Raw genomic sequence first — 18825 nt, forward strand, 5'->3', positions numbered from 1 at the left:
CACCGGCCCCTGCCGCCTCCCTACAGCCAGCCCCGCCGCTTGAACAGCCGGTACAGGTCGGCGACCGCCACGGCCATCACGGTGATCACCGCCGGGTAGCCCAGGACCCAGTTCAACTCGGGCATGTGGTCGAAGTTCATGCCGTAGACGCCGGCGACCATCGTGGGCACCGCGGCCATCGCCGCCCACGCCGAGATCTTCCGCATGTCGTCGTTCTGCCGCACGCCCATCTGCGCGAGATGGGCCGACAGGATGTCCGACAGCAGCCGGTCGAGCCCCTCCACCTGCTCGGTGGCGCGGATCAGATGGTCGCTGACGTCCCGGAAGAACGGCTGGGAGGCCTCGCTGATGAACGGCACGCCCGCGCCCGCGAGCCGGGAGATGGGGGCGGCCAGCGGTCCGGTGGCCCGGCGGAACTCCAGCACCTGGCGCTTGAACATATAGATCCGTGACGCCGTGTTCTTCGCGTCGCCGCCCGTGGGCTGGAAGACCTCCGTCTCCATCTCCTCCAGGTCGACCTGGAGCTCGCCCGCCACCTCGATGTAGTGGTCCACGATGGCGTCGCTGATCGCGTACAGCACGGACGTCGGCCCCTGCTTGAGCACCTCCGGCTCGGACTCCAGCCGCGTGCGTACGGCCGCCAGCGGCGCCCCCTCCCCGTGCCGGACGGTCACCACGAAGGAATCGCCCAGGAACACCATCACCTCGCCGGTCGTGACGGTGTCGCTCTCCGGCTCGTACAGCACCGGCTTGAGGACCATGAACAGCGAGTCGTCGTACACCTCCAGCTTCGGCCGCTGATGCGCCTTGAGAGCGTCCTCGACCGCCAGCGGATGCAGCCCGAACTCCTCGGAGACGTGCTCGAACTCGCTCTCCGTCGGCTCGTGCAGACCGATCCACAGGAACGCGTCGCCGGATGCCCGCGCCGCTTCGAGGGCGTCGGAGAAGTCGGAGGGGCCCTTGCTGCGCTGCCCGTCCCGGTAGATGGCACAGTCCACGATCACGGCGCGTATTCTCCCCCGGCGCCCGGCCCCGCGCACCTGTGATGCCGCCTACGCTGGCAGACATGGCCACGTTGATCCTCGTACGGCACGGACGCTCGACCGCCAACACCTCGGGTGTGCTCGCGGGCCGGACGCCCGGTGTCGCCCTCGACGAGCGCGGCGCCGCCCAGGCCGCGGCTCTGCCCGCGCGGCTGGCCGGCGTGCCGCTCGCCGCCGCCGTCACCAGCCCGTTGCAGCGCTGCCTGGAGACCCTCCAGCCGCTGCTGGCCGCCCGGCCGGGGCTTGCGCTGCACACCGACGAGCGGATCGGCGAGTGCGACTACGGCGACTGGTCGGGGCGCAAGCTGGCCGAACTCGCCGACGAGCCGCTGATGGAGGTCGTCCAGCAGCACCCGTCCGACGCCGCCTTCCCGGGCGGCGAGTCGATGCGCGCCATGCAGAGCCGCGCCGTCGACGCCGTGCGCGGATGGAACGCGCGCGTGGAGGCGGAATACGGGGAGGACGCGGTGTATGTGATGTGCTCGCACGGAGACGTCATCAAGTCCGTCGTGGCCGACGCACTCGGTATGCATCTCGATCTGTTCCAGCGGATCCATGTGGATCCTTGTTCCGTGACGGCGATCCGTTACACCCGGCTGAGGCCTTTTCTCGTACGGCTCGGCGACACCGGTGAGCTCGGTGGGCTGATGCCGCGTGAGGACACCGGCGCTGGGACCGCGGAGGTGGGCGGCGGCGCGGGCGCGTCGTGATCGATCGGCACAGTAGGGTGGACGGGCCGCAGGGCCGTCCACCATCGAAGCAAGGGAGAGGGAACGTGTCCCGTCAGGTATTCCTCTATGACCCACCGGAGCGCTTCGTGGCCGGCACGGTCGGGCTGCCTGGCCGTCGTACGTTCTTCCTCCAGGCCTCCGCCGGGGGCCGGGTCACCAGCGTCGCCCTGGAGAAGACCCAGGTGGCCGCGCTCGCCGAGCGGATCGATGAACTGCTGGACGAGGTGGTGCGCCGTACCGGGGGCAATGCCCCGGTGCCCGCGGTCGCCCCTTCCGACATCACCGACACCGCGCCCCTGGACTCCCCCGTGGAGGAGGAGTTCCGGGTCGGCACGATGGCGCTGGCCTGGGACGGCGAGGAACAGCGCATGATCGTGGAGGCGCAGGCGCTGGTCGAGCTGGACGTGGACTCCGAGGAGGACCTCGCGGAGGCCGAGGAGCGGCTGCTCCAGGACGAGGAGAACGGCCCGCCGATGCTGCGCGTCCGGCTGACCGGCGCACAGGCGAGGGCCTTCGCCAAACGCGCGCTCGACGTGGTCAACGCCGGGCGCCCGCCGTGCCCGCTGTGCAGCCTGCCGCTCGATCCGGAAGGACACGTATGCCCGCGCCAGAACGGATACCGCCGGGGAGCCTGACCCCGGTGGAGCTGGTCGATCTGCTCGCCAAGGGCGAGCTGACCGTGCGCGGCCAGGTCCGCGAGGCGTCCAACGCGGTACTGCTGTGTTCCGTCGCGTACGAAGGCCAGGAAGCCGACTGCGTCTACAAACCCGTCGCGGGGGAGCGCCCCCTGTGGGACTTCCCCGACGGGACGCTGGCGCAGCGGGAGGTCGCGGCGTACGAGGTGTCCGAGGCGACCGGCTGGGGCCTGGTCCCGCCGACGGTCCTGAGGGACGGGCCGTACGGCCAGGGCATGGTCCAGCTGTGGATCGACGGCGATCCGGCCGCGTCGCTCCTCGCGCTCGTCGACGGCGAGGAGGCGGGGGAGGGCTGGAAGGCGGTCGGCCTGGCGCAGGTCGGCGAGGACCGCACGGCCCTGCTGGTGCACGCCGACGACGTACGGCTGCGGCGGCTCGCGGTACTGGACGCGGTGATCAACAACGGTGACCGCAAGGGCGGCCATCTGCTGCCGGCGCCGGACGGGCGGCTGTACGCCATCGATCACGGCGTCACCTTCAACGTGGACGACAAACTACGCACCCTGCTGTGGGGCTGGGCCGGCGAGCCGCTGCCGGCGGAGGCCCTGGGCGTGCTGGCCCGCCTGGACGCGTCGCTGGCCCCCGGCGGGTCTCTCGCGGTCCGGCTGGCGGAGCTGCTGACCCCGGCCGAGGTCACGGCGGTACGGTCCCGGGTCGCCGCGCTGCGCTCCTCGGGCCGCCACCCGGAACCCTCGGGCGAGTGGCCCGCGATCCCCTGGCCCCCGGTCTGACGCCTCCCTGGCCCGGTCTGACGCCTCTCGGGGTCACCCCGGAGTCTGGTCCGTCCTGTGCGCCGCACACTTCGGGCGGACGCGCAAGAGGGCGTATCCGGTCATGATCCCGCATCCGGTTCGTATCCGGAACACGCGTCCGGTTACGCTCATGACATGCATGCCTGGCCCGCTTCTGAGGTCCCCGCCCTGCCCGGCAAGGGCCGCGACCTCCGGATCCACGACACCGCGACCGGTGGACGAGTGACCCTCGACCCCGGCCCCGTCGCCCGTATCTACGTCTGTGGCATCACGCCGTACGACGCGACCCACCTGGGTCACGCGGCGACCTACAACGCGTTCGACCTCGTTCAGCGCGTGTGGCTCGACACCAAGCGGCAGGTTCACTACGTCCAGAACGTCACCGACGTGGACGATCCCCTTCTGGAGCGGGCGCTCCGCGACGGCATCGACTGGGCGGGCCTCGCCGAGCGCGAGACCGCTCTGTTCCGCGAGGACATGACCGCTCTGCGGATGCTTCCGCCGCAGCACTACATCGGTGCCGTCGAGGCGATACCCGGCATCGTGCCGCTCATCGAGCGGCTCCGGGACGCCGGTGCCGCCTATGAACTCGAAGGCGACATCTACTTCTCCGTCGAGGCCGACCCCCACTTCGGTGAAGTCTCGCACTACGACGCCGAGTTCATGAGGGTGCTGTCCGCCGAGCGCGGCGGCGACCCGGACCGCCCCGGCAAGAAGAACCCGCTCGACCCGATGCTGTGGATGGCCGCCCGTGAGGGCGAGCCCAGCTGGGACGGCGCCGGCCTCGGGCCCGGCCGACCCGGCTGGCACATCGAGTGCGTGGCCATCGCCCTGGACCACCTGGGCATGGGCTTCGACGTGCAGGGCGGCGGCTCCGACCTGATCTTCCCGCACCACGAGATGGGCGCCTCGCACGCCCAGGCGCTGACCGGTGAGTACCCGTTCGCCAAGGCGTACGTACACGCCGGAATGGTCGCGCTGGACGGCGAGAAGATGTCCAAGTCCAAGGGCAACCTCGTCTTCGTCTCCACGCTCCGCCGCGACGGCGTCGATCCGGCCGCCATCCGCCTCGCGCTGCTCTCGCACCACTACCGCGCGGACTGGGAGTGGACCGACCAGGTGCTCCAGGACGCCCTGGAGCGGCTCGGGCGCTGGCGCGCCGCCGTCTCCCGCCCGGACGGGCCGTCGGCCGACGCGCTGGTCGAGGAGGTGCGCGAGGCGCTCGCCGACGACCTCGACGCCCCGGCCGCCCTCGCGGCGGTGGACCGGTGGGCCGCCCGCCAGGAGTCGGACGGCGGTACGGACGAGAGCGCGCCCGGTCTGGTCTCCCGTACGGTCGACGCCCTCCTGGGCGTGGCGCTGTAACCGTTCGGACCTGCGTACGTGAGTACGCCGGCGGGGCGGCACTCTTTCGGTGCCGCCCCGCCGGCGTCTGTCAATCACTTGTCGTCCGTCACCGGTTGTCCGCCAGCGATTGTCCGTGACCCGTTGTCCGTCCTCGGGTGTCAGTCCTCGGTGGAGTCCGGCGAGCCGTCCTCGCCGCCCGGTTCCGCCCCCGGCTCCGACCCGGGGCCGGACTCCGGCTCGGCTTCCCGCTTCGGCGGCTTCGGCGGCCGCGTCCGTCCGCTGGAGGTGTCGCGCAGGTAGGAGCTGTCGCCGCCCAGGTCCGTGGCGTGCCCGGGCGTGGCACCCGGTCCGGCCCCGGGGCCTGAACCGGGCCCTGAGCCCGGCCCCGGCCCCGGGCCTCCGTCCCGGCGCCGCAGGTACCGCTCGAACTCGCGGGCGATCGCCTCGCCCGACGCCTCCGGGAGCTCCGCGGTGTCCCGCGCCTCCTCCAGCGTCTGCACGTACTCCGCCACCTCGCTGTCCTCCGAGGCGAGCTGGTCCACGCCGACCTGCCAGGCCCGCGCGTCCTCCGCCAGCTCACCCAGCGGGATGCGCAGGCCGATCAGGTCCTCCAGCCGGTTGAGCAGCGCCAGCGTCGCCTTGGGGTTGGGTGGCTGCGACACGTAGTGCGGCACCGCGGCCCACAGGCTCACCGCGGGCACGCCCGCGTGCGTGCAGGCCTCCTGGAGGATGCCGACGATGCCCGTCGGTCCTTCGTACCGCGTCTCCTCCAGGTCCATGGTGCGCGCCAGGTCCGGGTCGGAGGTGACGCCGCTGACCGGCACCGGCCGGGTGTGCGGGGTGTCGCCGAGCAGCGCGCCCAGGATCACCACCATCTCCACGCCCAGTTCGTGGGCGAAGCCGAGGATCTCGTTGCAGAACGAGCGCCAGCGCATGGACGGCTCGATGCCGCGGACCAGCACCAGGTCGCGTGGCTTGTCGCCGCCCACCCGGACCACCGAGAGGCGGGTGGTGGGCCAGGTGATCTTCCGTACCCCGCCGTCCAGATACACCGTGGGCCGGTTGACCTGGAAGTCGTAGTAGTCCTCGGCGTCGAGCGCCGCGAAAACCTCGCCCTTCCACTCCCGTTCCAGGTGCGCGACCGCGGTGGAGGCGGCGTCGCCGGCGTCGTTCCAGCCCTCGAACGCGGCCACCATGACCGGGTCGATCAGCTCGGGAACCCCCTCGAGCTCGATCACCCAGGCCTCCTTCCGAAGTTCCGTGCGTACGGACCAACCTTACGGCTTTCCGGGGCCCCTCCCGAGCCCCTGTACACCTCCGAGACACCTGCGAGTGCTCTGCCGACCGGGAGCCACTACCCACGACGACGGGGAGGGACACAGGACGAATCCAGCCGATTCATCCGAGCTGTATACGAGAACTGCGGCCCCGCCCCTGGACTCTTCCACCACAACGGCGCTATACATCGGATGACCGTTGAAAGATCCGATGTTAGGGGGCTCGTATGCGTCAGACCGTCACCGCGTTCGAGGTGCACGACGTCCGCTTCCCGACCTCCGAACGGATGGACGGCTCCGACGCCATGCACCCGGACCCCGACTATTCCGCCGCGTACGTGGTGCTCCGCACCCGCGACGGGGCGGAGGGTCACGGCTTCGTCTTCACCATCGGCCGGGGCAACGAGGTCACCGCCGCCGCCATCGAGGCCCTGCGCCCCCATGTGATCGGCCGGCCCGCGCCCCGCACCGCCCAGGACCTCGCCGCCCTCCACCGCGGCCTCACCCACGACTCCCAACTGCGCTGGCTCGGCCCCGAGAAGGGGGTGACGCACATGGCGGCCGGAGCCGTCGTCAACGCCGCCTGGGACCTCGCCGCCACCGTGGCCGGGCTGCCCGTCTGGGAGTTCCTCGCCACCATGACGCCCGAGGAACTGGTCTCGCTCGTCGACTTCCGGTACCTCACCGACGCCCTGACCCCCGCCGAGGCCCTCGCCATCCTCCGCGCCGCCGAACCCGGCCGCGCCGAGCGCGCCGCCCGCCTGCGCGCCGAGGGCTACCCGGCGTACACCACCACACCCGGCTGGCTCGGCTACGACGACGCGAAACTGGTCCGGCTCGCCAAGGAGGCCGTCGCGGACGGCTTCGGCCAGATCAAGCTCAAGGTCGGCGCCGACCTCGACGACGACGTACGGCGCCTGCGCCTGGCCCGCGACGCGGTCGGCCCCTCCGTACGCATCGCCGTCGACGCCAACCAGCGCTGGGACGTCCCCGACGCGCTGCGCTGGATGGCCGCCCTCGCGCCGTACGCACCGCACTGGATCGAGGAGCCCACCAGCCCCGACGACATCCTGGGCCACGCGGCCATCCGCGCCGGACAGCCCGTCAAGGTCGCCACCGGCGAGCACACCGCCAACCGCGTGCTCTTCAAGCAGCTCCTCCAGGCGGGGGCGGTCGACTTCGTCCAGATCGACGCCGCGCGGGTCGCCGGGGTCAACGAGAACCTCGCCATCCTCCTGCTCGCCGCCAAGTACGGCGTACCGGTGTGCCCGCACGCCGGCGGGGTGGGGCTGTGCGAACTCGTCCAGCACCTGGCGATGTTCGACTACGTCGCCGTCTCCGGCACCTGGGAGGACCGGGTCATCGAGTACGTCGACCACCTCCACGAGCACTTCACCGACCCGGCCGTGATCGACTCCGGACGGTACGTCGCGCCCCGGGCGCCCGGCTTCTCCGCACGGATGCGCCCCGAGTCGGTCGACGCCCACCGCTACCCGGACGGGCCCGTGTGGCGGGCCCGCAGGACCCTGACGGAGGTCACCGCATGACGGCCCTACGGGACTTCGAGGGGCTCGCAGCCCTGGTGACCGGCGGCGCCTCCGGAATCGGCGCCGCCACCGCGGCCCTGCTGCTGGCCCGGGGCGCGCGGGTCGCCGTCCTGGACCGGGACCCGGCGGGCGCGCCCGACGGCACCCTCGCCCTCACGGCCGACGTCACGGACGACGCGGCCGTACGGGCGGCCGTCGACGCGGCGGCCGCGGAGTTCGGCGCACTCCACACGGTGGTGTCCAACGCGGGCGTCGGCGCGGTCGGGACGGTCGCGGACAACGCCGACGAGGAATGGCGGCGGGTCCTCGACGTCAATGTCCTCGGCATGGTCCGTACGGCCCGGCACGCCCTGCCCCACCTGCGGCGCGCCGCCGCGGGCCGCCCCGGCGGCGTCTCGGTCACCCACACCTGCTCCATCGCCGCCACCGCCGGGCTGCCGCAGCGGGCGCTCTACAGCGCCTCCAAGGGCGCCGTGCTGGCGCTGACCCTCGCCATGGCGGCCGACCACGTCCACGAGGGCATCCGCGTCAACTGCGTCAACCCCGGCACCGCCGACACGCCCTGGGTCGGCCGGCTCCTGGACCGGGCCGGCGACCCGGCCGCCGAACGTGCCGCCCTGGAGGCCCGCCAGCCGATGGGGCGGCTGGTCACCGCCGAGGAGGTCGCCGCGGCCGTCGCGTACCTGGCGAGCCCCGCGGCGGCGGCCGTCACGGGCACGGCGCTCGCCGTCGACGGCGGCATGCAGGGCCTGCGCCCGCGCCCGGCGACCTGAGAGGGCCGGGCCAGAACGGGACCGGGTCTCACAGCCCGAGCCGCGGACCGGCGACCGGACTCACAGCGTCGATCTGAGCCACTGCTCCACGCCCGCGACATGGACCGTCGCCCATGACCTGGCCGCCTCGGCGTCCCGCTCGCGCAGCGCCGCGAGGATGGCCCGGTGCTCGTGGAGCGTCCGGCCGACCGCGTCCTCCTGGGTCAGGCCGCGCCAGATCCGGGCCCGGGTCGTCGGCCCTGACAGGCCGTCCAGCAGCGAGCAGAGCACCGCGTTCCCGGCGGACCGCACGATGGCCCGGTGGAACTCCAGGTCGGCCGCCACCAGCTCCTCCACCGCCGGAGTGTCACCCAGCGCCGCCAACCGGTCCCCCAGCTCGTCCAGTTCGGCATCCGTGATGCGGCCGGCGGCCATCCCGGTGGCGGCCGGCTCCAGGACGCGGCGTACGGCCAGGAACTCCAGCACCGTGTCGTCCCGGTGGAAGTCCACGACGAAGCTCAGCGCCTCCAGCAGCAACGGGGGGTCGAGGCTGGTGACATACGTACCGTCCCCCTGGCGCACGTCCAGGACGCGCATCAGCGACAGGGCGCGCACCGCCTCGCGCAGCGAGTTGCGCGACAGACCGAGCCCGGCGGCGAGTTCGCTCTCCTTGGGGAGCCGGTCACCGGGGCGCAGCGCACCGGAGACGATCATTTCCTTGATCTTCTCGATCGCCTCGTCGGTCACGGCCATGGCTTCCCCCAGCTGGAGACATCCGATGTCTGAGCGTACAACGAGGGCGGCCCCCTCAGGAGCCGCCCTCGGAGCCGGTCCGCGCCGTCAGGCCTTCTTGCCGAGCATGTCCTCGACCTTGGTCCGGATCTCGTCCGTCGCCAGGCCCCGGATCGTCAGCGTCGTACGGCGGCGCAGCACGTCGTCCGCCGTCTCTGCCCACTCGTGGTCGCGGGCGTAGGCGACCTGCGCCCAGATCTCCGGCGCGTCGGGGTGGATGCGCTCGGCCAGCGCCGGGTCGTCGTTGGCCAGGCGCGCGATGTCGAAGGAGAGCGAGCCGTAGTGCGTGGCCAGGTGGCGGGCGGTGTCCGCGGCCATGCGCGGGCCGGGCGTGCCGCCGTCGACCAGCAGCCGGTGGGCGACCGCGTTGGGGTTGGCTATGCCGGGCAGCGGCAGCTTCTTCGGGAGCTGGGAGATCGGCTCCATGTCCTCGCCCAGCGGGTGGCCGGGCAGGGACGCCAGCTTGTTCATGACCGTACGGCCGATGTGGCGGAAGGTCGTCCACTTGCCGCCGGCGACCGACAGCATGCCGCCGCGCCCCTCGGTCACGACCGTCTCGCGCTTGGCCTTGGAGGTGTCGCCGGGACCGCCCGGCAGGACGCGCAGACCGGCGAAGGAGTAGGTGATCAGATCGCGGGACAGCTGCTGGTCGCGGATGGAGAACGCGGCCTCGTCCAGGATCTGGGCGATGTCCTTGTCGTTGACCGCCACCTCGCCGGGGTCGCCCTCGTACTCCTCGTCGGTCGTACCGAGCAGCAGCATGTCCTCCCAGGGGAGGGCGAAGGTGATGCGGTACTTGTCGATCGGGGTGGCGAGCGCGGCCTTCCAGGGGGAGGTGCGCTTGAGGACCAGGTGCGCGCCCTTGGACAACCGGATCGACGGGGCCGCGTTCGGGTCCTCCATCTTCCGCAGGTGGTCGACCCAGGGGCCGGTGGCGTTCAGCACGAGCCGGGCGTCGACGCCGAACTCCTCGCCGTCGGTCCGGTCCTTGAGGTCCGCGCCCGTGACCCGGCCCTGGGTGAAGCGCAGGCCGGTGACCTCGGCGTGGTTGAGCACGGTGGCGCCCGCGTCGACCGCGGCGCGGACCGTCATCAGGGCCATGCGCGCGTCGTTCATCTGGTCGTCGCCGTACACGGCCACGGCCTTGAGGTTCTCGGTGCGCAACTCCGGCACGTCCTGCGCGGCCTTGGCGGGGCTCAGCAGGTGGCCGACGCCGTCACCGAAGGCGGACAGCGCCGAGTACGCGAAGACGCCCGCGCCGAGCTTGGCGGCGCCGTGCGGGCCGCCCTTGTAGACCGGCAGGTAGAAGGTGAGCGGGTTCGCCAGGTGCGGGGCGACCTGGCGGGAGACCGCACGGCGCTCGAAGTGGTTCTCCGCCACCAGCTTCACCGCGCCGGTCTGCAGGTAGCGCAGGCCGCCGTGGAGGAGCTTGGAGGAGGCGGAGGAGGTGGCGCCGGCGAAGTCGCCGGCGTCCACCAGGGCCACCCGCAGCCCGGACTGCGCGGCGTGCCAGGCGGTGGAGATGCCCAGGATGCCGCCGCCGATCACCAGGAGGTCGTACGTCGCCTTGGAGAGCCGCTCCCGGGTCTCGGCACGGCTCGGCTGGGAACCGGCTGCCGGGTGCGTCCCGAGGGAAGGGACGCAGCGCAGGGTGGTCATGTCGATTTACTCCTCGTCAGTTCTCTTCTTCGAGCCAGCCCATGGAGCGTTCAACGGCCTTGAGCCAGTTCTTGTACTCGCGGTCGCGGGTGTCCGCGTCCATGCGGGGGGTCCACTCGGCGGCCCGGCGCCAGTTGGCGCGCAGCGCGTCGGTGTCGGGCCAGAAGCCGACGGCCAGACCGGCGGCGTAGGCGGCGCCGAGGCAGGTCGTCTCGGCGACCATCGGGCGCACCACGGGAGCGTCCAGGACGTCCGAGAGCGTCTGCATCAGCAGGTTGTTGGAGGTCATGCCGCCGTCGACCTTGAGCGCGGCCAGTTCGACGCCGGAGTCCTTCGTCATGGCGTCGGTGATCTCGCGGGTCTGCCAGGCGGTGGCCTCCAGGACGGCACGGGCGATGTGCGCCTTGGTGACGTACCGGGTCAGGCCGGCGATCACCCCGCGGGCGTCGGAGCGCCAGTACGGGGCGAACAGGCCGGAGAAGGCCGGTACGAAGTACGCGCCGCCGTTGTCCTCGACGGAGGACGCCAGGGTCTCGATCTCGGCGGCGGAGTTGATCAGGCCCATCTGGTCGCGCATCCACTGCACCAGCGAGCCGGTGACGGCGATGGACCCCTCCAGGGCGTACACCGCGGCCTGGTCGCCGATCTTGTAGCCGACGGTGGTGATCAGACCCGAGTACGAGTTGATGATCTTCTCGCCGGTGTTCATCAGCAGGAAGGTGCCGGTGCCGTACGTCGACTTGGCCTCGCCCTCGGAGAAGCAGGTCTGGCCGAACAGGGCCGCCTGCTGGTCGCCGAGCGCGGAGGCGACCGGGACACCGTCCAGGACGCCGCCCTTGACCTGGCCGTACACCTCGGCGGAGGAGCGGATCTCCGGCAGCACGGCCGCCGGGACGTCCATGGACTGGAGGATCTTGTCGTCCCACTCCATGGTGTGGAGGTTCATCAGCATGGTGCGGGAGGCGTTGGTGACGTCGGTGACGTGGTGTCCGCCGTCGACGCCGCCCGTCAGGTTCCAGATGACCCAGGAGTCCATGGTGCCGAAGAGGATGTCGCCGGCTTCCGCGCGCTCGCGCAGGCCCTCGACGTTGTCGAGCATCCAGCGGATCTTCGGACCGGCGAAGTACGAGGCGAGGGGGAGGCCCGTCTCGCGGCGGAAGCGGTCCTGGCCGACGTTGCGGCCGAGCTCCCGGCACAGGGCGTCGGTGCGGGTGTCCTGCCAGACGATGGCGTTGTGGACGGGCTCACCGGTGTTCTTGTCCCACAGCAGCGTGGTCTCGCGCTGGTTGGTGATGCCGATGGCCTTGACGTCGGCGGAGGTGATGCCCGCCTTCTCGATGGCGCCCGCCACGACTTCCTGGACGTTGGTCCAGATCTCGGCGGCGTCGTGCTCCACCCAGCCCGGCTTGGGGAAGATCTGCTCGTGCTCCTTCTGGTCGACGGAGACGATGCGCCCGTCGCGGTCGAAGACGATGCAGCGGCTGGAGGTGGTGCCCTGGTCGATGGCCGCGATGAACGGCCCTGCGCCGTGGGAGGAAGTCCCGGTGGTGGTGTGTGCGTCGGTCACGGTTGCTCCCGGAAGTCTGTAAGGGTCGAAGGACGGCTCAGGCGAACGCGATGTTGTAGATACCCGCGGCGAGGGCTCCGCCGATCAGCGGCCCGGCGACGGGAATCCAGGCGTACCCCCAGTCGGAGCCGCCCTTGTTCGGCAGCGGGAGCAGGGCGTGCACGATGCGCGGGCCGAGGTCACGTGCCGGGTTGATGGCGTAACCGGTCGGGCCGCCGAGTGAGAGGCCGATGCCGACCACGACGAGGGCGACCATCAGTCCGCCGATGACGCCGAGGCCCTTGCCGCTGTCGTTGAGGCCCTGGGTGAGCACCGCCAGCACGAGCACGAGGGTGCCGAGGATCTCGGTGGCGAGGTTCTGCCAGACGTTGCGGATCTCCGGGCCCGTCGAGAAGACGCCGAGGACGGGGCCGGCGTGGCTCCTGGCCTCGTCGTGCGGTCCCTCGATGGCCTTTTCGGTGGGGTCGCCCACGATCTCGCGATCGGTGAGGTGGGCGTGGAACTGGCCGTAGTAGGCGATCCAGACCAGGGCCGCGCCGATCATGGCGCCGAGGAGCTGGCCCGCGAAGTAGACGGGGACGTTCTTCCAGTCCCCGTCCTTGATGGCGATGCCGACCGTGACGGCCGGATTCAGGTGGGCGCCGGACAGGGAGCCCGTCATGTAGACCGCGGTCATCACCGCGAAGCCCCACCCGAAGGTGATGGCCAGCCAGCCGGCGTTCTGCGCCTTCGAGCGCTTGAGTACGACGGCGGCGACCACGCCACCGCCGAGCAGGATGAGTACGGCGGTACCGATGACCTCGCCGATGAAGATGTCGGAGCTGGACACCCGCGACTCCTTTGTCCTTCGTCCAGGGGAAGGCGAACCCCGGGTCCCTCCGGTGGTCCGCGCTCTCAGGTGAGAGCGTTAACCGGCCTCCTGGCGTTGCCACACTCTAGCGCGAATTGCCGGTAGGTGTTCGACAATGCCGACCGATGAACGGCAGTTTTGCTCCCTGGTAAACGTGGCGTCAAGAGTTCTGTTGGCCGAAATGCGTTCGTTACCGATGATGCGCCCGAGGCGTCAGAAGCGCCCGGCGCCCAGGTCGCGGGAGACCGAACGCGCGCAGTCCCGTACCGCCGCCACCAGCTCCGAGCGCAGCTCGCCGGCGTTGCACACCCGCTCCACGGCGCCCGTGATGGCCACCGCCCCGACCGGCATCCGGCGCCGGTCGTGAATGGGCGCGGCCACCGATGCCACGCCCTCCCAGGTCTCCTCCACGTCCGCCGCCCAGCCGCGCGCCCGGGTCATGTCCAGTACGGCCTCGAAGTCCTCCAGAGCGGTGATGGTGCGCGGCGTGAACGCCTTGCGCTCCACCTCCAGCGCCTCGGTGTGCGCCACCGGGTCGTACGCCGACAGCACCTTGCCCAGGGCCGTGGAGTGCAACGGCTGCATGGCACCGACCTCCAGCACCTGGCGGCTGTCGTCGGGGCGGAAGACGTGGTGGATGACCAGGACGCCGTGCTGGTGCAGCACTCCCAGGTGGACGCTCTCGCCGCTGGAGCGGGCCAGGTCGTCGGTCCACACCAGGGCGCGGGCGCGCAGCTCGTGCACGTCCAGATAGCTGTTGCCCAGCCGGAGCAGCTCCGCGCCCAGCTGGTAGCGCCCGGAAGCGGGGTCCTGCTCGACGAAACCCTCCGCCTGGAGGGTGCGCAGGATGCCGTGCGCCGTACCCTTGGCCAGATCCAGCGAGGAGGCGATGTCGGACAGTCCGAGACGGCGCTCCCCACCCGCGAGCAGTCGCAGCATCGCCGCCGCCCGTTCAAGCGACTGGATGTTCTTCGGCATCGCCCGGCCCTTCTCCCTCGGTTCGACAATGCTGAACACTATCGGTCGTTACCGACCCTGAGCCACACCGAGGAAGCCCCCCGGAACCAGCGCCGCCGGACAGCGGCCCCCACAGCATGCCCGTCCACCACCTGGAACAAGATGCCCCCCGGAGGGGGTACGCGGTTACCCTGGCCCGGTGCGCCTTCCGCCGAAGACGCAAAGCCGACAGCCGTCGCATTCCAGGGAGCACATCCATGGCCTCGTCGCCGACCCCCTCCGCTGACAGCACCCAGAACACTGACAGCAGGACCCGAGCCGCAGCCCTCCGCCAGGCGCTCGCCACCCGTGTGGTGGTCGCCGACGGAGCCATGGGCACGATGCTCCAGGCACAGGACCCCACCCTTGAGGACTTCGAGAACCTCGAAGGGTGCAACGAGATCCTCAACGTCACCCGTCCCGACATCGTCCGGTCGGTCCATGAGGCGTATTTCGCGGTGGGCGTCGACTGTGTGGAGACGAACACCTTCGGGGCGAACCTCGCGGCGCTGGGGGAGTACGACATCTCGGAGCGTGTCCTCGAGCTGTCGGAGGCGGGTGCCCGGATCGCCCGCGAGGTCGCCGACGAGTACACCGCCTCGACCGGACAGCAGCGCTGGGTGCTGGGCTCGATGGGGCCGGGCACCAAGCTGCCGACGCTGGGCCATGCCCCGTACGGGAAGCTGCGCGACGCCTACCAGCAGAACGCCGAGGGCATGATCGTCGGCGGCGCGGACGCGCTGCTGGTGGAGACCACTCAGGACCTGCTCCAGACCAAGGCCGCCGTCGTCGGAGCCCGCCGCGCCCTGGAGGCGAGCGGCACCGACCTGCCGCTGATCGTCTCGGTGACGGTGGAGACGACCGGGACGATGCTGCTGGGCTCGGAGATCGGCGCGGCGCTGACGGCGCTGGAGCCGCTGGGCATCGACATGATCGGCCTGAACTGCGCGACGGGCCCGGCGGAGATGAGCGAGCACCTGCGCTACCTGGCCCGGCACTCCCGTATCCCGCTCTCCTGCATGCCGAACGCGGGTCTGCCGGTGCTGGGCAAGAACGGCGCGCACTACCCGCTGACCGCGCCCGAGCTGGCGGACGCCCAGGAGACGTTCGTGCGGGAGTACGGGCTGTCGCTGGTGGGCGGCTGCTGCGGTACGACGCCGGAGCACCTGCGTCAGGTCGTCGAGCGCGTCCGCGGCCTCACCCCCGCTCCGCGTGATCCGCGCCCCGAGCCGGGGGCGGCGTCGCTGTACCAGACGGTGCCGTTCCGGCAGGACACCTCGTACCTGGCGATCGGCGAGCGGACGAACGCCAACGGGTCGAAGAAGTTCCGTGAGGCGATGCTCGAGGGCCGGTGGGACGACTGTGTGGAGATGGCCCGCGACCAGATCCGCGAGGGCGCCCACATGCTGGACCTGTGCGTCGACTACGTCGGGCGCGATGGTGTGGCCGACATGGAGGAGCTGGCCGGCCGGTTCGCCACCGCCTCGACGCTGCCGATCGTGCTGGACTCCACCGAGGTGGAGGTCATCCGTGCCGGGCTGGAGAAGCTGGGCGGCCGCGCGGTGATCAACTCGGTGAATTACGAGGACGGCGACGGCCCCGAGTCCCGTTTCGCGAAGGTCACCGCGCTGGCCCGGGAGCACGGCGCGGCCCTGATCGCGCTGACGATCGATGAGGAGGGCCAGGCCCGTACCCCGGAGAAGAAGGTCGAGATCGCCGAGCGGCTGATCGCCGACCTGACCGGTAACTGGGGCATCCAGGAGTCGGACATCCTCATCGACACCCTCACCTTCACGATCTGTACGGGTCAGGAGGAGTCCCGCAAGGACGGCATCGCCACCATCGAGGCCATCCGCGAGCTCAAGCGCCGCCACCCGGACGTACAGACCACCCTCGGTCTGTCGAACATCTCCTTCGGTCTCAACCCGGCCGCCCGGGTCCTGCTGAACTCGGTCTTCCTGGACGAGTGCGTCAAGGCGGGTCTGGATTCGGCGATCGTCCACGCGAGCAAGATCCTGCCGATCGCCCGTTTCGACGAGGAGCAGGTCACCACCGCCCTGGACCTGATCCACGACCGGCGCCGTGAGGGCTATGACCCGCTCCAGAAGCTGATGGAGCTGTTCGAGGGCGCCACCACCAAGTCCCTGAAGGCGGGCAGGGCCGAGGAGTTGGCGGCGCTGCCCCTGAACGAGCGTCTCAAGCGCCGGATCATCGACGGGGAGAAGAACGGCCTGGAGGCCGACCTCGATGAGGCCCTGCAGACCCGTCCCGCCCTGGACATCGTCAATGAGACGCTGCTCGACGGCATGAAGGTGGTCGGCGAGCTGTTCGGTTCCGGCCAGATGCAGCTGCCGTTCGTGCTGCAGTCCGCCGAGGTGATGAAGACCGCGGTCGCCTACCTCGAACCCCACATGGAGAAGGTCGAGGGCGAAGAGGGCAAGGGCACGATCGTGCTGGCCACCGTGCGCGGTGATGTGCACGACATCGGCAAGAACCTGGTCGACATCATCCTGTCCAACAACGGCTACAACGTGGTCAACCTGGGGATCAAGCAGCCCGTCTCCGCGATCCTCGAAGCGGCCCAGGAGCACCGGGCCGATGTGATCGGCATGTCCGGCCTGCTGGTCAAGTCGACCGTGATCATGAAGGAGAACCTCGAAGAGCTCAACCAGCGGGGCCTGTCGGCGCACTACCCCGTCATCCTCGGCGGCGCGGCACTGACCCGCGCCTACGTCGAGCAGGACCTGCACGAGATCTACGAGGGCGAAGTCCGCTACGCCCGGGACGCGTTCGAGGGCCTGCGCCTGATGGACGCCCTGATCGCCGTCAAGCGCGGCGTCCCCGGCGCCACCCTGCCGCCCCTCAGGGAGCGCCGGGTCAAGGCCGCCGCCACCGTGGTCGAGGACCAGGAGCCGGAGGGCGGTGTCCGCTCGGACGTCGCCACCGACAATCCCGTACCCGAGCCGCCGTTCTTCGGCACCCGGGTCGTCAAGGGCATCCCGCTCAAGGAGTACGCCTCCTGGCTGGACGAAGGCGCCCTGTTCAAGGGCCAGTGGGGCCTGAAGCAGGCCCGGACCGGCGACGGACCGACGTACGAGGAGCTGGTCGAGACCGAGGGCCGGCCGCGGTTGCGCGGCTGGCTGGATCAGCTCCACACCCAGAACATGCTGGAAGCCGCCGTGGTCTACGGCTACTTCCCGTGCGTGTCCAAGGGCGACGACCTGATCATCCTGGACGAGCGCGGGAACGAGCGCACCCGCTTCACCTTCCCGCGCCAGCGCCGTGGCCGCCGCCTGTGCCTGGCGGACTTCTTCCGCCCCGAGGAGTCCGGCGAGACCGACGTCGTCGGCCTCCAGGTCGTCACCGTGGGCAGCAGGATCGGCGAGGCCACCGCCGAGCTGTTCGCCTCCGACGCCTACCGCGACTACCTGGAACTGCACGGCCTGTCCGTCCAGTTGGCCGAGGCCCTCGCCGAGTACTGGCACGCACGCGTACGCGCCGAGCTGGGCTTCGCGGCCGAGGACCCGGCCGACGTGCAGGACATGTTCGCGCTCAAGTACCGCGGTGCGCGCTTCTCACTGGGCTATGGCGCCTGCCCGAACCTGGAGGACCGCGCCAAGATCGCCGACCTGCTCCAGCCCGAGCGCATCGGGGTCCACCTCTCCGAGGAGTTCCAGCTCCACCCCGAGCAGTCCACCGACGCGATCGTCATCCATCACCCGGAAGCGAAGTACTTCAACGCGCGGTAACACAGGACCCGACGTACACTGGTCGGTCCAGTGCAGGCCGGTCGCTTTCCCACCGGGATTCCCCCGCCGGGGTGAGCGACCGGCCTTCTCGTCCCTCTATGGAGGTGTGCCGGATGACCAGTACGGTCCCCGCGTCCTTGACCCGTATGGCCGAGGGCTCCGCCCTGCAGGCCGTCTTCCTCGACATGGACGGCACGCTCGTGGACACCGAGGGCTTCTGGTGGGACGCGGAGGTCGAGGTCTTCGGCGCACTCGGCCATCAGCTGGACGAGGCCTGGCGTGACGTGGTGGTGGGCGGGCCGATGACCCGCAGCGCCGGCTACCTCATCCAGGCCACCGGCGCCGACATCACCCTCGCCGAGCTCACCGTGCTGCTCAACGAGCGCTTCGAGGAGCGCATCAGCCGCGGCGTCCCCCTCATGCCGGGCGCCGAGCGGCTGCTGACCGAGCTCGCCGCGCACAACATCCCCACCGCGCTGGTCTCCGCCTCCCACCGCCGCATCATCGACCGCGTGCTGAGCTCCCTCGGCGCCGACCGCTTCGCGCTGAGCGTCGCGGGCGACGAGGTCTCCCGTACGAAGCCGCACCCCGACCCGTACCTGCTGGCCGCGCGCGGCCTGGGCGCCGACCCCGCGAGATGCGCCGTCATCGAGGACACGGCGACCGGAGTGGCGTCCGCCGAGGCGGCGGGCTGCCGGGTGGTCGCCGTACCGTCCGTCGCGCCCATCGCACCGGCCGACGGCCGTGTGGTGGTGCGGTCACTCGAAGAGATCGATCTCCGCTTTCTGCGCACACTGATCACACGAGTGAACTGATCGCGCACCGAGCGTGGCTCCTTAACGCATAAAGACCCAGAGCGCCGGATCATGCCTTTTCCGTTACGAGAAGGAAAAGGCTTCCGGCGTGACCTTCGTCACTCAGCGTGGCGAGGAATGCATGGGTGGAAAGGCGTGCATGCCCAGAACGCCATGCTTCGCTCCGGCCCATGTGTCCGGATTCATGGAGCCGTGTACGAATCATTCCGGCGCATAGAGATCGATTCGGCCGCATTACTGATCACCGTCTGAT

15 protein-coding genes are annotated in these 18825 nt (G+C 70.8%); 8 read left to right on the forward strand and 7 right to left on the reverse strand.

Annotated features, from left to right (window positions below; genetic code table 11):
- Positions 1 to 20: 20 nt before the first annotated feature.
- The gene (corA, locus tag QWM81_RS05945; protein ID WP_290110563.1) at positions 21 to 1013 is read right to left on the reverse strand and encodes a magnesium/cobalt transporter CorA; all 993 of its coding nucleotides are present in this window, start codon (positions 1011 to 1013) and stop codon (positions 21 to 23) included.
- A 53-nt stretch (positions 1014 to 1066) separates the two neighbouring features.
- Here corA and QWM81_RS05950 point away from each other — a divergent pair, with 53 nt between their 5' ends.
- From QWM81_RS05950 to mshC, 4 genes are all read left to right on the forward strand, one after another.
- Positions 1067 to 1753: a histidine phosphatase family protein gene (locus QWM81_RS05950; protein WP_290110484.1), complete on the forward strand. Its 687-nt coding sequence runs from the start codon at positions 1067 to 1069 to the stop codon at positions 1751 to 1753.
- A gap of 65 nt (positions 1754 to 1818) precedes the next feature.
- Positions 1819 to 2409, forward strand: coding sequence for a DUF3090 domain-containing protein (locus QWM81_RS05955; protein ID WP_290110487.1), 591 nt, complete (start codon positions 1819 to 1821; stop codon positions 2407 to 2409).
- Positions 2373 to 3200, forward strand: a complete 828-nt coding sequence (locus tag QWM81_RS05960; RefSeq protein WP_290110489.1) for an SCO1664 family protein — start codon at positions 2373 to 2375, stop codon at positions 3198 to 3200. Before QWM81_RS05955 ends, QWM81_RS05960 begins: the two co-directional genes overlap by 37 nt.
- 156 nt (positions 3201 to 3356) lie before the next feature.
- Positions 3357 to 4586 carry a cysteine--1-D-myo-inosityl 2-amino-2-deoxy-alpha-D-glucopyranoside ligase gene (gene mshC / locus QWM81_RS05965; protein ID WP_290110490.1) on the forward strand — a complete coding sequence of 410 codons (1230 nt, stop codon included), beginning with the start codon at positions 3357 to 3359 and terminating at the stop codon, positions 4584 to 4586.
- 140 nt (positions 4587 to 4726) lie between these two features.
- On the opposite strand, the gene QWM81_RS05970 is transcribed toward mshC, so the two are convergent.
- On the reverse strand, positions 4727 to 5806 hold the full coding sequence (locus QWM81_RS05970; protein ID WP_290110492.1) for a PAC2 family protein: 1080 nt from the start codon (positions 5804 to 5806) through the stop codon (positions 4727 to 4729).
- A 266-nt stretch (positions 5807 to 6072) separates the two neighbouring features.
- On the opposite strand from QWM81_RS05970, the gene QWM81_RS05975 reads away from it, so the two are divergent.
- Together QWM81_RS05975 and QWM81_RS05980 are read left to right on the forward strand one after the other, a co-directional pair.
- Complete coding sequence (locus QWM81_RS05975) at positions 6073 to 7392, forward strand: enolase C-terminal domain-like protein (RefSeq protein WP_290110494.1); 1320 nt, start codon at positions 6073 to 6075, stop codon at positions 7390 to 7392.
- The gene (locus QWM81_RS05980) at positions 7389 to 8165 is read left to right on the forward strand and encodes an SDR family oxidoreductase (protein WP_290110495.1); all 777 of its coding nucleotides are present in this window, start codon (positions 7389 to 7391) and stop codon (positions 8163 to 8165) included. Before QWM81_RS05975 ends, QWM81_RS05980 begins: the two co-directional genes overlap by 4 nt.
- 60 nt (positions 8166 to 8225) lie before the next feature.
- Here QWM81_RS05980 and QWM81_RS05985 read toward each other — a convergent pair whose 3' ends face one another.
- The 5 genes from QWM81_RS05985 to QWM81_RS06005 all read right to left on the reverse strand — a co-directional run bounded on the left by QWM81_RS05985 (position 8226) and on the right by QWM81_RS06005 (position 13990).
- A complete protein-coding gene (locus QWM81_RS05985) occupies positions 8226 to 8897 on the reverse strand; it encodes a FadR/GntR family transcriptional regulator (protein ID WP_290110497.1) in 672 nt (223 codons plus the stop codon).
- Positions 8898 to 8984: 87 nt separating this feature from the next.
- On the reverse strand, positions 8985 to 10595 hold the full coding sequence (locus QWM81_RS05990) for a glycerol-3-phosphate dehydrogenase/oxidase (protein ID WP_290110498.1): 1611 nt from the start codon (positions 10593 to 10595) through the stop codon (positions 8985 to 8987).
- 16 nt (positions 10596 to 10611) lie between these two features.
- Positions 10612 to 12162 carry a glycerol kinase GlpK gene (glpK, locus tag QWM81_RS05995; RefSeq protein ID WP_290110500.1) on the reverse strand — a complete coding sequence of 517 codons (1551 nt, stop codon included), beginning with the start codon at positions 12160 to 12162 and terminating at the stop codon, positions 10612 to 10614.
- A gap of 37 nt (positions 12163 to 12199) precedes the next feature.
- A complete protein-coding gene (locus QWM81_RS06000) occupies positions 12200 to 12991 on the reverse strand; it encodes an MIP/aquaporin family protein (protein ID WP_290110501.1) in 792 nt (263 codons plus the stop codon).
- 234 nt (positions 12992 to 13225) lie between these two features.
- A complete protein-coding gene (locus tag QWM81_RS06005; protein ID WP_290110564.1) occupies positions 13226 to 13990 on the reverse strand; it encodes an IclR family transcriptional regulator in 765 nt (254 codons plus the stop codon).
- Positions 13991 to 14226: 236 nt separating this feature from the next.
- On the opposite strand from QWM81_RS06005, the gene metH reads away from it, so the two are divergent.
- Entirely contained in the window at positions 14227 to 17757 is a 3531-nt protein-coding gene (metH, locus tag QWM81_RS06010) for a methionine synthase (protein WP_290110502.1), read from the forward strand.
- A gap of 113 nt (positions 17758 to 17870) precedes the next feature.
- Positions 17871 to 18572, forward strand: coding sequence for an HAD family hydrolase (locus tag QWM81_RS06015; RefSeq protein ID WP_290110503.1), 702 nt, complete (start codon positions 17871 to 17873; stop codon positions 18570 to 18572).
- Positions 18573 to 18825 lie beyond the last annotated feature (253 nt).

It is taken from the genome of Streptomyces ficellus, assembly GCF_030406405.1.
In the GTDB taxonomy this organism is placed as follows: Bacteria; Actinomycetota; Actinomycetes; order Streptomycetales; family Streptomycetaceae; genus Streptomyces; species Streptomyces ficellus_B.

Coding starts and splice junctions, on each gene's coding strand:
- QWM81_RS05950 (WP_290110484.1), top strand. CDS start 1,067: ATGGCCACGTTGATCCTCGTACGGCACGGACGCTCGACCGCCAACACC.
- QWM81_RS06015 (WP_290110503.1), top strand. CDS start 17,871: ATGACCAGTACGGTCCCCGCGTCCTTGACCCGTATGGCCGAGGGCTCC.
- QWM81_RS05960 (WP_290110489.1), top strand. CDS start 2,373: ATGCCCGCGCCAGAACGGATACCGCCGGGGAGCCTGACCCCGGTGGAG.
- QWM81_RS05975 (WP_290110494.1), top strand. CDS start 6,073: ATGCGTCAGACCGTCACCGCGTTCGAGGTGCACGACGTCCGCTTCCCG.
- metH (WP_290110502.1), top strand. CDS start 14,227: ATGGCCTCGTCGCCGACCCCCTCCGCTGACAGCACCCAGAACACTGAC.
- QWM81_RS05990 (WP_290110498.1), bottom strand. CDS start 10,595: ATGACCACCCTGCGCTGCGTCCCTTCCCTCGGGACGCACCCGGCAGCC.
- QWM81_RS06005 (WP_290110564.1), bottom strand. CDS start 13,990: ATGCCGAAGAACATCCAGTCGCTTGAACGGGCGGCGGCGATGCTGCGA.
- QWM81_RS05980 (WP_290110495.1), top strand. CDS start 7,389: ATGACGGCCCTACGGGACTTCGAGGGGCTCGCAGCCCTGGTGACCGGC.
- mshC (WP_290110490.1), top strand. CDS start 3,357: ATGCATGCCTGGCCCGCTTCTGAGGTCCCCGCCCTGCCCGGCAAGGGC.
- QWM81_RS05985 (WP_290110497.1), bottom strand. CDS start 8,897: ATGGCCGTGACCGACGAGGCGATCGAGAAGATCAAGGAAATGATCGTC.